Genomic DNA, 14,770 nt, shown 5'->3' with positions numbered 1-14,770 from the left:
CTGAAATTTTATTAGGTAACAATGGTTACATAACTCCCTTATAGAAACAAAAAAAATCTGACAAGAATGCCAGATTTTTTATTTGAAAATTGATTAGTAACCAATTACTCCTTCATTGTTTCTTTTACTTGTATATAAAAATCTTTGAATCCAGGATCAATACGAATACGTGTTACGGTTTCAATACCTTCGGTTGCATATTCGCTTTTACCCAAAACTTCCATTTGCTTAGGAAGCACTTTAAAATCTTCTTGTAGACTTTGTGTAACGGCTGCTGCCTGTAAAGCACTCAAATCCCAATTATTCTTAACTAAGTCTTTGTTCTTGTCAAATTTAAGAGCATTGCTATTACCTTCTATAGCAATCGCAAGATCAGGATGTGCAACAAGTACAGAGGCTATTCGGCCTAAAAGATTTTTTGATTTATCCTGAAGTGTGTAATTTTTATCATCCTCTCCAAATAGAAGACTATTCGGTATTGTAAGATACACGGCTCCTTGTTGTACACCGATAGAGGCATCACTTCCGATAGCTTGCTTAAATTTGGTAAGTACTGCTAGTTTTATAGAATCATTAGAACTAAAGGCCTCGTTAATCGCATTGATTTTTTTATCCTTTAATTTAAGGCTCACCAAAGAGGTTTCTAGATTTTCGGCTTTCTTTTTAGATAATGCTGTAAAACTTCCCATATTAGAAAGTAAAGACGAATTAGATTCTCGTAACTCAGTAACCTGTTTTTCTAAAGAGGTTACTTGTGTAAGATATGCCGTTTCTTTGCGCTGACAATCTTCTACTTGACCTTGTGATACTCTCAATTCTTGACGTAGTTTGTCAATTTCTTCGAGTAGGTCTTTTTTCTTTTGTGCCTGAATCGTGTTAAATGATAAGGCACAAAGAAGGATAAGGGTATAAAATTTGTTCATGGATGTAGGGTTTGTTGCTTCTAAAATATGTGTTATCGATATTGTATAAGTGCTATTATTCTGTAATTTGCAAAACAGATTTGGCATTTTCAATACTTGAATTTATGTGATCTTTTAATTTTTTTACTTCGGTTTCTTCTTCATCTAACATTTTCATTTTTGAAGCAAGTTCTTCTTTTGAATATTTTTTATTTTTTTCATCATGAGGGAACTTTTGGCTAAAATCGCTCATCCATTCCATCATAAAATCGTATCCATCTTTAAGGTTTTGCTGTGCCACTTTATATTTTTGAGTAGCTGCAGTAGTATCAATTTTTGATTCTAAATTTTTTATAAGAGCACTCATTTCACCCATCTTAGGCATAACCTCGTCATGAACATTCACAATCTCTTGCATCTTGGCATCAAATGCTTGTTCTTCTTTTGACAACGTGTTACAGCTTACTAGCGTGATAAAGGCGGTTACTATAAATACTAGTGTAGATGTTTTTATCATAATGTTATTTTTTATCATTCAAATATATTGATACTTCTTAGTTTTTTTTGATATTAACGAAATTTATTACGAATAGTTGTATGATTTATACGGGTAATATCAGGTTTTTTTGGTGAATGTTCGCTTGGTTTAAGAAGTTGTCAATTTAGTTTTTTCTTTCTTAGTACAAAAGGTAAAGATAATAATTAGTATTACGCTTGCTCCAAAAAGCGGGAATACAATTCCTAAAAGTAAAATTAGACCAGCCACTCCATAACTAACAGTAAAACTTTTTGGTACATTAGGAATAGACCACGAACCCTTTTTCTTTCTTGAAGTATAAGATAAAATTGCAGCTAAACTCATCGTACTTAAAAATAAGGTAGTGCACAACATCAAGACCCAATTCCAATTACCAAACTGACCTTGGTGAAATGCCATTACCCACATACGACTTCGCATTAGCAAACCCACATCTTGCCATTCTTTTTTTTGCACCATTTTACCTGAATATTGATCAAAATGTACAGACACTTGTTGATTTAAATCTTTTGGATAGCTGTTTGAGATAGTATACACAGCATCTTTATGTTGAGGGAATGTAATTTTTGTTGTCCCTAGTAGATCTAAATCACGTGCAATATCGATCATTTGATCTAAGGTAAGCGATGTAGTATCCTTTGTTGATAGTAATCCTTTTCCATACCAATCTTTAGGGAAACCAGTATTTGTAACTTGTTGTATCCATTTAAAATTAGAACCAAAAACATTGGTCCAAGGAAATCCACCTGCAAGAGTTATGAGTAGAAGTATCGCAATCCAAAATCCAGTAATAGCATGGAGATCTCTATAAAATACTTGTTTCCCATTTGTTAATCTAGGGACAAAAAAACCTTTTAGTTGCCAACCTCTTGCTGGCCACCATATAAAAATACCTGTGATTAAAAGTACTACCATCCAACTAGCTATAAGTTCGATTATCAAAGTTCCTGAAGTACCCAGTAAAAGTTCTCCATGTAGTTTACGAATTTTGTACATTAGAGAATTCATCGGTACTATCTCGCCAGATACTTCACCTTTATATGGATCTATAAAAATACTTGTTGCGGCTCCAAAGCGTCCAGAAACAAACTCTGTAGCCTGACTCTTGTGACTGGGTACAATAACCGCTGTAGGTTTTTTTAGCGCTGATTCTTTAGCAAGTTCCCATTGTTGCTGGTATGAGATAGCTTTGTTGCTAGGGAGTATAGTTTTTATCTCTTTATATATTGGTTTTTCATAGGTTGTTTTAAAAAGATAAATTCCTCCAGTAATGGATAAGCATAAGATAAAGGGTAAAGAAATGATACCAGCAATAAAATGCCATTTCCAAAGCCATTGATTAAGTTTAGTGTTCTTTTTCATACTACATAGTTTTTGATAAAGAGGCTTTGGATCAATGAGATCCAAAGCCCTTATCTTTTACATTGATTAAAATTTAAGGCGTGCTCCAACGTGCAACGCTCGTGGTGTTCCTATGGTATAATTATTTTGTTTGGTATAAGAATTGTAAGATGCTCTTGCAGCATATACTGTGTCAAAAATGTTTAGGGCATGTGCCCAAATCTCTATATTTTTATAAGTAAAAGCTGTTCTTAAACCAAAAATATTGTGACCAGAATAAGTGCTTGTATCGGTTAACGGACTACCATTGGCATCTGTAATTGTTTCACCAGATGTATCTGTTAGAGTAACTTGATTTTCAAAACTTGTTGCATACGTACCTACAAGCTCATGAGTTGCAGCAAAATTAAATTCAAAATCCTTGTTAAAGACCGTTCTATAGGTGATTATTGAGGTTCCAAGTAGGTTAGGAGCCGTTTCCCGATTAGAGTCTGAATACTCTATCCCTTTGTCGAAGAAATCGATATAACGATGTCTAGCATAACTACCGTTGTGTGTGATGGTGAGGTGTTTTGAAGGTGTGAATGTAACTCCATACTCAATACCGTAGGATCTGGTAGCTCCCGCATTCGTGCTTAAAAATATATCATCCTCATTACGCAATGTGATGAGGGTATTTTTACCCTCTAGTAAATACATTGCAAAATCTAAAGCCCACTTGGCATTAGGATTGAAGTAACCACCGATTTCATAATTATGATAAGTACTAGGCTTGATATCTCTCAGTTCATTTTGAGTGCGATACAAAGTTGATACTTGTGGAGGTGTAAATCCTTGTGAATAATTCCCGTACAAGCCAGAGTTCTTAGTTACTTTATAATTAACTCCTAGTTTAGGAGCCCAATTATTAAATTGTTCTTTATCCATATTTTGATTATCGGTACTAATTAAATTATCGTACGCATACTCAAATACATCATATCGAATCGCTGTAGTGATTTTTAATGCTTGAAATGGAGATACCTCATATTGAATATATCCAGCATAATTTAGAATATCGGCGGTGTAATTGAGAATAAAGTCCCCTGTATTGACATCAAAACTCACATTTTTACCAGTAAATGGATCCACTTGTACCGAGGTTGTTTCGGCAATATATTTTTGTGGAGCTACGTCTAGTGAAGCTCCTGCTATCAAAGAACTATCCATAAAATCGAAAGTATAACTTTGTTGTATAAGTCCAACAAAGCTGTAATATTGGTTTGTATTCACTTCACCAGTACCCTGGTCAGTTACTTGACCCTGATTACGAAATTGTCGAATACGATAGGATGGATTTTGATCCATTTGATTGCTTCTAAAAATAACATTAGCGGTTGTCTTTGTGTTTTCATTCCAATGCATATCAAAGGTAGTTCGCGCTCTAAAAGCTAATGCTTTACGATTAGTAAATGATTGATCGCTTTCATAAGTTCCATTACGAAAATCTTCTTCGCTAAGAGAACCACTCATATCTGATCGATATTGAATAAGATCGGCTACAGAGGTCCACTTGAGGCTAGGCGATAATGTAACGACAGCTTTAAAAGTGGTAGCAAACTTTTCATAATCGCTATGAGCTACAGGACCATTGGCACGTGTGGTATATTGTGTACCTAAATAAAAGCCAAAAATATCTGATGGTTGATCAGAGACTTCTATCTCGTATTTTGAGAGACCCAAGCTGTTTGTTTGATATCCCAAAAACCCACTTAAATTAGCAGTAGGATCTTTTGTAACAAAATTGAAACTTCCCCCAATAGCTTCGCTACCATAGATGCTACTAGCAGGACCTTTTACAACTTCGATCCGATCAAAAGATGTATCGTTCATTTCTAACAATGCGTTATGATTAAAAACAGAGGTTGGTCGAATAGGTAGCCCGTCTTCGAGATACAAAAACAGGGCTTTGGTTGAGATCGGTGAACGAACAGCCATAAAATGTTGTTCATTACTAGCTGCTTGCGAACTAGACATATAGACTCCGCTTATTTGATTTACTAATTGATCGATACCAAAGGCTTTTGTTTCTTTAATATTTTTGGCATTCACAATACCAATAGCTCCTGGAATATCTGAACGCTTTTGAACTTCCCGACTTGCAGTGGTAACCAATACTTCTCCCAGAAGTATATCTTCTTGCTCCAAAATAATCTGATTTACTCGGGTGGATAATTCTAATTCTCTAGTTTGATATCCTATAAATTGAATTGATACTTTACTTATATCTTTTAAGGTAATCGAAAAAACACCTTTTTCATTAGTCATTGCAGCATTTGCAGGATTGGATAGGTCAACTATAGTTACACCAGCAATAGGACGAAGAGAGGTATCAGTTATAATCCCTGTATAGGTAAGTTGCGAATGAATCAAATTACTGACTAGTACTACTAGTATCGTTATATATTTTGTTTTCATTATAATGTATAGATAGATGCTTCTACCTACAAAAAAGTTGAAGGTAGAAGACTCAAATTTTTAGTTTAATAATGTTATAGTGCGTATTGCAATCCTATACTAAAAGTTTCCTGATTACGTAATTGGACACCATTTTTGTTTTGAAAAACTGGCATCGAAGTTTCAAATCCTAAGCGCATATTCTTGAGGCTTCCTTTAAAAGAATACAAATTAAAACCGAATCCCAAATTGCCATAGGTCATACCAGAGTTTTGAGTGTCTGCGGTAATTACCATCATGGGGTTGAGTTGTTTATTTATACCTTTTATTTTGTCAAGAACTCCCAATTCAAATCGTACAGAAAAACTTAACCAACTAGTAGCAGTAAATGCCAACCAATTATGTATGCTATAGCTATTGCCTAGTCGATAATCATTACTGTTTTTACCAGTTCTTATGACAGTTTTTGCTTGCGCTCCATACGATATTGTTTGCCATTGTTTTAAATAGGTCAACGCTACGAGTGCATCCCAAGTTCCGCTACCTATTTGCATTGGATAGGGTAGTAGGGTTTTATTAGGGGACGATGCAGGTGTGATATCAGTATTCTCAATACTGCCTGTAGGAAGTGAAACTCCAATTTGTCCATGTAGTTGCTGGTGATTTGCATTAAAAAATTTATAGAGTGCACCAATTTGGGTATCACCCAATCCACTTGCTTCCGTTTCAAAAGTACCTCCCATAGCTGTTAAATGTTCCATGTTTATTTGAATAAAATTGGCCATAATACTCAACGTAATGCGAGCAGATGGTGCATACATAGCACCAACCATATGCATAGACATAGGCATTTTTGTCGGAGTTACCATGTAGTTGCCATTGGGAAGAATCGCATTGCTATATGGTACCGATTGGCTGCCTCTGTTTAACTCCTCCATATTCATAAGCATAAAGCGATAGGAGAACATAAACTCTCCTTTGTTATGTGTGTGGTCGCCCATAATAGAAATTGGTGCATGACCATCTGGTCTTGAGCTTGTCCACGTAGAGTCAATTTGAGTTTTTTGCGCAGTTACAGAAGATACTGTCGCAAATGCGAGTATATAAAAATATTTTTTCATTAGTAAAAATAGTAGATATTACCATGTAGCGTACCATAGTAGTACATAGCTATCCTTAAAAAGGATGTAAAATTAAAATTTTGAATGTAGGGTAGTTTCAAAAATCAAATTATTGATCTTGAAACAATGTATACTATTATGAAAAAAAAACCTCTGGAGGATGGTCAATCTTTGAATTATATTGTTGGTAATAAGGGGATCGATACTCCCAATTTTGATAGGTTACACTTTTTATTTGATTGTCTCCAGTCAATTCTATAGAAATGTTTTCAAAAAACAAAGGAATGAAGGTCTCTACACTAATGGTTGTTTTGATAGGCGCATCTTCAGATAGGCTTTGAGTCTTCATTTGACTCATTAGATAACATTTTCCATTACAGTTAAGACTAGGTCGTTCTTTATTAACACAAAATTTCTCAACAATATAATCAAGGTTAAGTTGGTAGTAAAGAATATTACCCATCTCCAATAATGGTTGTATTGCAAAAGTCGCAACCAGCAGAATGGAAAAAAATATTTTCACAGAGGCCCAAAAATTTTGGCAAAGATACCAAGTAATATTAAAATTAAAGCATTGCCAATGGATTAAAAAGCATAAAAATTTTGTATAATATAAATGAATACTATTTAGCGAAAGTACGGAGCTATAGTTTCAAAGTTATCATATTTTTCGATTCCTTTATCACGTTTAATGGAAAGTTCAAAAAGTTTAGTAGTAGTGTCCCAGGCAATTACTTCTTTTTCAGTAAGCTTCATTTTTTTGCCATTTGAAGCAGTAACTTTTTCCCTTTCTTTTGGGAGGTAGATGATTTTTCCGTCTACAATTCTAAGGTTTATTAATCTACTTACCTCACTAAATTTTTGAAATGAAAAGGTGATAGAAACATCGACAGAACTTCTTCTACTATCTATATCCACTTTTTGTAACGTAAAATCCTTAAAAGAATCATTAAATCTAGTTGCTTGCTGAATTCGTTTGACATCTTCTACGATAAAAAGTTTCTCAACATTTTCAGAAACTTGCAAGTTTGAATAGGAGATATTCACAGTTTTGTTTTCAAAATTGAGGATGAGCTCTGAGCTATCTGCTACAATTTCTGAACTAACGTTAAATAAGGTTGAGAAGAGTATCAAAACTTGATTAAAAATACTTGACATAATAAATGTAATTTGGGGTTAAATCTAGATAATTTTTTAGATATATGGGGTTAAGTTACTGATTTATAAATAATTTAGTCGATATTCGGGTTTTTTACAGTAAATGATGGCGATGTTATTTGATAGGTGACTACCAAAAGACGAATCACAATGATAAGAAGTGTTGTTGCAATATAGGTCAAAGTCATATCCAAACCAATACTGTACATAAACATAAAACAAATACCTCCTAAAATAGTTACTGTGGCATAAATTTCTTTTCTAAAAATAACAGGAATTTCATTACACAAAATATCCCGAATGACACCGCCAAAACATCCCGTAATGGTTCCTAGTGCAACAGATACTATCGGGTCCAAACCAGCATTAATTCCCGTTTCTACACCCGTAATAGTGAAAATACCAAGTCCAATTGTGTCAAATAGGAAAACTGATTTTTTTAAGTAGTCAAGTTTATTTCTAAAAAGTATAGCTAAGAATGTAACAAAACTTATTAAATAAATAGTAGTAGTATTTTGCATCCATATTACTGGTGTTTGACCTATGAGAACATCTCTTACCGTACCACCCCCAACCGAGGTTACAAAAGCTATTATAAAAATACCAAACAGATCAAGTCTACGGTTCATAGCACTTAAAGCTCCAGATATGGTAAATGCCATAGTCCCTAGGATATCCAGAATTTCAAATATTGTAAGTTCTATTACCATTAGATCTATTAATTTTGACAAATGTACTATTTACTAAGAATACCTATAAAACTCTGCGTATTAATTTATAGTATAAAACTATAAGATTATAACGATTCTTAATAACTTTATTGTAAGTATTTAGCTTGAATTACTACTTTTACCAATGTAAATTGAATTGATTATGTCAGAAACTATTGAAAAAGTAAAGTGTCTTATTATAGGATCCGGTCCTGCAGGATATACTGCTGCAATTTATGCTGCTCGCGCAGATATGAAACCCGTTATGTATACAGGGATGGAACCTGGGGGACAGTTAACTACAACAACCGAAGTGGATAATTTTCCTGGATATCCAGAAGGGATTGATGGTCCCACGATGATGGTTCAACTTCAACAACAAGCCGAGCGGTTTGGAACTGAAGTTCGAATAGGTATGGTCACCGAAGTAAATTTTAGTAAAGATGTAGGGGGAATTCACAGAGTAACCATTGATAATGCGAAAGAGATTGAAGCAGAAACCGTAATTATTTCAACTGGAGCTACTGCAAAATATTTGGGACTGCCAAGTGAACAACGTTTACGTGGTGGGGGAGTCTCTGCTTGTGCCGTTTGTGATGGATTCTTTTACAAAGGTCAGGATGTCGCCATAGTTGGAGCAGGAGATACTGCAGCCGAGGAAGCTACTTATCTTTCTAATATTTGTGCGAGCGTAATAATGTTAGTTAGAAAAAATCAAATGAGGGCTTCAAAAGCAATGCAACACAGAGTTACTAGTACGCCTAATATTAGAGTGCTATATAATACAGAGGTTGATGAGGTTTTAGGTGAGCAGGTAGTAGAAGGTTTGCGTATGGTAAATAATCAAACTGGCGAGAAAGAAGAGATTTCTATTACTGGATTGTTTATAGCTATTGGTCATAAACCAAATACTGAAATATTTAACGGCAAATTGGATATGGATGAAACGGGATATATCTTGACCAAAGGGAAATCCACCAAAACCAATGTGCCAGGAGTTTTTGCTTCTGGAGATGTGCAGGATAAAGAGTATCGTCAGGCAATTACTGCTGCAGGTACTGGATGTATGGCTGCGTTGGATGCTGAGCGATATCTTGCAACGGTAGAATCTGGAGAAGAAGTGACAGCTTAAGTGAGCTTTTTACAATAACTTATTCAAAATATAAAAATTGCTAATCCTCCAAGATTAGCATTTTTTAGTTTTAAAAACTTACAAAAACTGTAAAACTGTAGGATTTAAAGTTAAGAAAAAGTAAATGGTATTTATCTGTTTTTGAAAGTTTGATTAACAAGAGTAGAGGTTTACATTAATTTCATAACCAACATTCATTTAGTAAAATTTTATGTATTCAAATGAATAGTTATTTATTTAGTGTGTTAGTTTTAAGATGGTTAAATAACTCTTTTTTCAGAGTTTACTACCCCTAGAAATAACGTTACTAATTTTAAACATTCAAATACATGAAAAAGTTGACAAGTACGTTAGTGATTTGTTTAATCGCTAGCATAGTAACTGCACAAACTGAGAGCAGTATCGAAATCAACCAGTCAGGCTATGATAACGAAACTAATATAGAACAGGAAGGAGCTACCTATACTACAATTAATCAATTATATGAGTTTGGTCATGATAATTCTGGAACTATTTTTCAATGGGGAAGAGGTAATTTTAGTTATGCAGATATTGATCAATTTGGAAGTTTTAATGCAGGTACTATAACTCAGGATGGAGAATCACAATCTGCATGGATAAAACAAGGTAATGTATCGACAATTAGTAATAATAATATAGCTATTGTATCACAAAAAGGTTTTGCAAATAATAATGTTACTACGCAATTATATGATAATAATACAGCCAGTTTAACTCAGGAATTTAGAGCAAATTAGGCAAGACAATTTCAAGAAAGTAGTCAAGGTGTTGTAGTAGGAAATAAAGCTATAGCCGAACAGCTTGGCGCAAACAATAATCTAGATCAATATCAAAGAGGTTATAGAAATAACTTATATTCATATCAAAATAGTGAGGGGTTTGTTGAAGAATCTTTAACTATTCAGGAACAGGAGGGACACTGTAACGATGCTCTATCAGTAAATAATGGAGTTATAGCATCGGTTGAACAAATTCAAAAAGGAAACACCAATGTTGCAGCAGTAAGTCTGAGAACTTTTTTTAATCAAGTGAGTGTAACAGTACAACAAAAGCAAACTGGATACAATAATTTAGCAGAAGTTACATTACATTCCACTACTGACGCTGTATATGGAATACAACTAAATCAGGAGGGGAATGGTAATACTTCCTTAGTGGATATTTTTATAGCAGAACAAGAATCATATAATTCAATTTATCATATTCAGACAGGTAACAATAACTACGCTAGTACCTACCAGAATGGTAGTAGCGAATTGTTTATTAAATAAAATGGTATTGTGAATTATGCAAATTCTGAACAATACGGGATTTCGAATGAAATTCAATTAGAACAGTCTGGTGGTTCTGTTTCTTCTGTTGGAGAGTTCTATCAATATGGAGAGTATCAGAAAAGTAGTATGACACAACAAGGTTTAGAAAATTCAGCAAAAATTTTTCAGGGGGATATAGACAATCAATCTTTATATGGATACAATGAAGTAGAACAAAGTCGAGAAGGAAATAATAACATTGCTGAAATCCATCAAATAAAAATTGAAGAAGGATATATTGTGCAAACTCAGATAGGTACAGGGAATAATGTAATAGCATCACAAAACATCAATTTTCAAGCTGAAGTTAATTCTATTTCTCAATTCCAAAATGGAAATAATAATACTATGTTAGCACTACAGGATAAAAACGAGGGAATGCAATATTTTTCTAATAACTTTATTGGGCAAACGCAACTAGGAGATGGAAATGTGATGTCTAGCATACAATTGGGAACTCAAAACAATGCGTATTTAACACAAAATGGGGATTTTAATAGTTTAGAGACTACTCAAATTGGATCAGACAATATGCTTACGATTACTCAGAATGGAAATTCTAATGCGCTCATCATAGCTCAGGGAGGATCAGGACATGTAAATACTATAATGCAATAATACAAATATAAAGCGGGTAAGTAAAAACTAAACCTGAGGTTACTGGCAAGCCTCAGGTTTTTATAACTTCAATAAACTTGGAGCATAGTTTAATCCCTTTTTGTAGAGTGTAGCTTCGCCGCTAAAAACCTCTAAATTTACTTTGGGTTCGCCCAAAAGATATACCTCTGTACTATCCTTGGCTTCAATGGTACAAACTTCGTTAACCAGAAGATAGCAATCGCTAGTTCCTTCAGCAATCAGTTTAGCCATATTGATAGTTAATTTTTCTCCTCTAAAATTTGTCGAATTATCAGCACGAATAAGTGCGCTATCAATTTTTCCTTCTAATTTGCTAAATCCTTTTTGATATAAATCTACTTTTAAACTATCTGCTGTGGTGATTCCTTTGATCTCTGAATTTTCATTTATTTGATAAAATATTTCTTTCGCGTTGACATGTAATTCTCCAGAAGATTTCCCGTAGGTATATGCCACAAATTTATTTGAGGTTACAGACATAAAGGCTTCTGCATTGTTGTATAAGTGTAAGGATAATTTTTTTGCGTCAATAAGTCCAGCCGTCGATAATTTAACATCATTGCGTAATTCGATATGTTTTGGAATGGATGTGTAGGTGATAGTAAGATGCAAGGATTTAGCACGTCTTATATCCTTATCCGTTTTAATTGTCAAAATACTATCTTGAACATTCACTAAAATAGCGTCTTGTAGATTACTATCAGCTTTAATAGAAACACTGTTCTCTGATCCTTCTTGAATATTGACCTCAAAATTATCTTCAATCTTAAGTGTATGAAAAGCATCAATCTCTTTTAGATCCGTCATAACGATTTTATTTCCTTTAAGCCGTTCTTCTTTTTGAGCGACACTCGTACCAGCAACAAAGACCAATAGCATTATTGTGAATAGTATTTTCTGCGTATTCATAGTATGAATTTTCATTTTGATAATTATTATAGATAACATCATTACAAAGATAAGAGACTATCAGTGGGAATTTATGTTACAGAAGCACAAATTATTCTTGTATGATGTTTGTAATCCTACCGATTGACTTTGAAAAATATGATAAAAAGAATCCTATCATTTATTAGATGATAGGATTGCGATACCTTTTTGCCCAGTTTCAGGTCAAGTGTGGTTGCGTTATTTTTTCTGGATCTTTATTTTTTCAATAAACTTTGTAGCATTTTCGTTTTCCGGATTTAATTCAAGTGATTTTTTGTAATTTTTGAGAGCAAGTTCATTTTGTTTGTCGGCAAAGTAAGCTTCACCCAAGCTATCATAGACATTTGATGATTCTGGGAATGCCGCCACATTCATTTTAAAAACTTCAATAGCCTCTTTTGTTTTGCTATTCTGAAGAAAATAATAGCCAACACGATTCATTTCGTTTTCGTTGAGATTGTAGCTTTTGTCATTTTGATAGGTTTCAAAAGTTTTCATTCCCTTTGCAATATTATCTTCTTTGATAGACTCCATGACCGCTAGAGCCAACGATTGTTTTGGCATCTCAAAAGGCTGATCGTATAAGATTTTGGTAAGCTTCTTGGCCATATCAAATAGTTCAATTCTACCTGTGTTATTTAATAAAATGATGGCATGATTATCTTCGGGTATGCGGTATATCAACGTGTTGAAGCCATTGATTCCGCCGCCGTGTTCTACTACTGTAATGCTATCGCGATTAGCTACTTTTTCTTTGCCGATACTCCATCCGTATCCATAAGAAGCTCTACCCGTAGGCATATACGCAGTAAACATGAGATCTCGTGACTTTTGTGTAAGTACCTTATTTGTATATAAAGCACGATCCCAAGTATACAGGTCCTCAACGGTAGAATACATAGATCCTGCAGCATACGGTAAAGACATGTCTAAATACTTAGAATTAGTGTACTTTTTACCTTCTTTATCATATCCCGTAGCCCTATTTTTAAGAATGCGATCGTGATGATCATATCCAGTGGCTGTCATCTTAAGAGAAGCTAAGATATGCTTATGTAATAAAGTTTCGTAAGATTTTCCCGAAACCTCTTCCAGAATCACGCCCAATAAAAAATAACCAGAGTTACTGTATGCAAATTTTTTGCCAGGTTCAAATTCTAATATAGAATCCTGAAACATCGTTAAGAATTCCTTTGGTGTATACGGATTTCTATAAATGTTTTGAAAAGTTTCCAAACTGGTATAATTTGGAATCCCAGCGCTATGGGTCAGTAAATGATGAATGGTAATCTTATCACCCTGAGCTTCAGGATAATTTTTAAGATATTTAGTTATAGGTGTATGCAGGTCTAATTTGTCTTGCTCTACAAATTGAAGAATTAAGGCAGCAGTAAATTGCTTAGTAATCGAACCCAATCTATGTTTAGTATCTGAAGCATTAGGAATGTCCCACTCCATGTTAGCCAGACCTAAGCCTTTGCTGTATATGACATCGCCCTTATCTGCGACTAGTATGGATCCGTTAAATTGACCATATTCGTGATAGGTCTTCATTAATTTATCAATCTTATCAGCTTTGTTTTGCGCGATGGCGGTACTAAAGGATAGAAAAAGGAGTATTATTGGCAGTGCAATGGTTCGTGTTATATAATTGCTCGTTCTTTTCATTTTAAAGAGATAACGTTTGTATGAAGTTTTACAATGTATAACTTTTGAAAGTTACGTTTGATTCCTTAGTTATATGCTATATTGATTATCAATGATTTTGAATTAATTACGACTTACATTTCCTCCAGAATTATCAACTTCTGAAACTTTTTCTGGAGCTCCAAAATAGCGAACATTCCCACCGCTGGTGGCACGTCCTTTAAATTCATTTTTAGCATGAACTTTAACCGAGGCTCCGCTGGTCGCTTTGGCATCTGTGATTAAACTGAGAACTTCTTGCGCCTTAATAACAGCTCCGCTGGTTGCTGAAACCTTATGAGAATTCACCATCCCCGAAATATCTATAAATGCACCGCTAGTGGCCGAAGTAGTTAAGGATTCTGACTTGATTTCTAATTCAATATCCGCCCCACTTGTCGCATTTAATTTCATCTTTTGTTGTTCAATGACTTGAGTTGAAGTGATACTGGCACCACTGTTTACAGTGATTTCCTTTAATGTTTTATAGGAGACCAAAACACTTTTTTGATCGGCACTATAAATGTTTTCTTTTGCTTTAATAATAAGCATTTGGTCTTTTACATAAATTTCTATAAGCTCATGCAAATTTTGATTAGCTTCAATAATAACTTTATTGTCATTATTTTTGGATAGTATAATATCAAGTCCATTACTGGCTTTGACACGGTTAAACGGTTTGTCGATCGTACGTTCGGTTTGTACTACACTTCCTGTTCCTTTTACGCCATTGAACGGAATGTTACAGGAGTAGCAAAGTAAGGCTAAGCAAAGAGTTACTAAAATTTTGGCTAAAGTTGTCATAAGGTGATTAGTTTAAAATTTAACTGTTCGATTTTTTGA

Annotated in this window: 15 protein-coding genes; 4 read left to right on the top strand and 11 right to left on the bottom strand. The window is 34.1% G+C overall.

Annotated features, from left to right (window positions below; genetic code table 11):
• Nucleotides 1–104: 104 nt before the first annotated feature.
• The 8 genes from ACE939_RS08795 to ACE939_RS08760 all read right to left on the bottom strand — a co-directional run bounded on the left by ACE939_RS08795 (nt 105) and on the right by ACE939_RS08760 (nt 8,188).
• Nucleotides 105–923 carry an OmpA family protein gene (locus ACE939_RS08795; RefSeq protein WP_378184953.1) on the bottom strand — a complete coding sequence of 273 codons (819 nt, stop codon included), beginning with the start codon at nt 921–923 and terminating at the stop codon, nt 105–107.
• 55 nt (nt 924–978) lie between these two features.
• Nucleotides 979–1,419, bottom strand: a complete 441-nt coding sequence (locus ACE939_RS08790) for a hypothetical protein (RefSeq protein WP_378184951.1) — start codon at nt 1,417–1,419, stop codon at nt 979–981.
• A gap of 129 nt (nt 1,420–1,548) precedes the next feature.
• Entirely contained in the window at nt 1,549–2,802 is a 1,254-nt protein-coding gene (locus tag ACE939_RS08785; protein WP_378184949.1) for a PepSY-associated TM helix domain-containing protein, read from the bottom strand.
• 66 nt (nt 2,803–2,868) lie between these two features.
• Nucleotides 2,869–5,238 carry a TonB-dependent receptor domain-containing protein gene (locus ACE939_RS08780; protein WP_378184946.1) on the bottom strand — a complete coding sequence of 790 codons (2,370 nt, stop codon included), beginning with the start codon at nt 5,236–5,238 and terminating at the stop codon, nt 2,869–2,871.
• 74 nt (nt 5,239–5,312) lie between these two features.
• Nucleotides 5,313–6,338: a transporter gene (locus tag ACE939_RS08775; RefSeq protein ID WP_378184944.1), complete on the bottom strand. Its 1,026-nt coding sequence runs from the start codon at nt 6,336–6,338 to the stop codon at nt 5,313–5,315.
• 136 nt (nt 6,339–6,474) lie between these two features.
• Nucleotides 6,475–6,861: a hypothetical protein gene (locus ACE939_RS08770; RefSeq protein ID WP_378184942.1), complete on the bottom strand. Its 387-nt coding sequence runs from the start codon at nt 6,859–6,861 to the stop codon at nt 6,475–6,477.
• A 104-nt stretch (nt 6,862–6,965) separates the two neighbouring features.
• Nucleotides 6,966–7,496, bottom strand: a complete 531-nt coding sequence (locus tag ACE939_RS08765) for a hypothetical protein (RefSeq protein ID WP_378184940.1) — start codon at nt 7,494–7,496, stop codon at nt 6,966–6,968.
• A 74-nt stretch (nt 7,497–7,570) separates the two neighbouring features.
• On the bottom strand, nt 7,571–8,188 hold the full coding sequence (locus tag ACE939_RS08760) for a trimeric intracellular cation channel family protein (protein WP_378188430.1): 618 nt from the start codon (nt 8,186–8,188) through the stop codon (nt 7,571–7,573).
• A gap of 181 nt (nt 8,189–8,369) precedes the next feature.
• Between ACE939_RS08760 and trxB the strand changes: the two genes are divergently transcribed.
• The 4 genes from trxB (at nt 8,370) to ACE939_RS08740 (ending at nt 11,290) form a co-directional block, all read left to right on the top strand.
• Nucleotides 8,370–9,338: a thioredoxin-disulfide reductase gene (trxB, locus tag ACE939_RS08755; RefSeq protein WP_378184938.1), complete on the top strand. Its 969-nt coding sequence runs from the start codon at nt 8,370–8,372 to the stop codon at nt 9,336–9,338.
• A gap of 329 nt (nt 9,339–9,667) precedes the next feature.
• Complete coding sequence (locus tag ACE939_RS08750) at nt 9,668–10,096, top strand: hypothetical protein (RefSeq protein ID WP_378184936.1); 429 nt, start codon at nt 9,668–9,670, stop codon at nt 10,094–10,096.
• A 291-nt stretch (nt 10,097–10,387) separates the two neighbouring features.
• Nucleotides 10,388–10,630, top strand: coding sequence for a hypothetical protein (locus ACE939_RS08745; protein ID WP_378184934.1), 243 nt, complete (start codon nt 10,388–10,390; stop codon nt 10,628–10,630).
• Between the two features lie 9 nt (nt 10,631–10,639).
• Complete coding sequence (locus ACE939_RS08740) at nt 10,640–11,290, top strand: hypothetical protein (protein ID WP_378184932.1); 651 nt, start codon at nt 10,640–10,642, stop codon at nt 11,288–11,290.
• A gap of 60 nt (nt 11,291–11,350) precedes the next feature.
• Here the strand turns inward: ACE939_RS08740 and ACE939_RS08735 are convergent, their stop codons facing one another.
• The 3 genes from ACE939_RS08735 to ACE939_RS08725 all read right to left on the bottom strand — a co-directional run bounded on the left by ACE939_RS08735 (nt 11,351) and on the right by ACE939_RS08725 (nt 14,731).
• Complete coding sequence (locus ACE939_RS08735; protein ID WP_378184930.1) at nt 11,351–12,220, bottom strand: GIN domain-containing protein; 870 nt, start codon at nt 12,218–12,220, stop codon at nt 11,351–11,353.
• 219 nt (nt 12,221–12,439) lie between these two features.
• Entirely contained in the window at nt 12,440–13,909 is a 1,470-nt protein-coding gene (locus tag ACE939_RS08730; protein ID WP_378184928.1) for a serine hydrolase, read from the bottom strand.
• Nucleotides 13,910–14,011: 102 nt separating this feature from the next.
• Entirely contained in the window at nt 14,012–14,731 is a 720-nt protein-coding gene (locus tag ACE939_RS08725; RefSeq protein WP_378184926.1) for a head GIN domain-containing protein, read from the bottom strand.
• Nucleotides 14,732–14,770: the final 39 nt, after the last annotated feature.

It is taken from the genome of Aquimarina rhodophyticola, assembly GCF_042434915.1.
Classification (GTDB): domain Bacteria; phylum Bacteroidota; class Bacteroidia; order Flavobacteriales; family Flavobacteriaceae; genus Aquimarina.
This window is presented reverse-complemented; position numbering and strand designations above follow the sequence as displayed.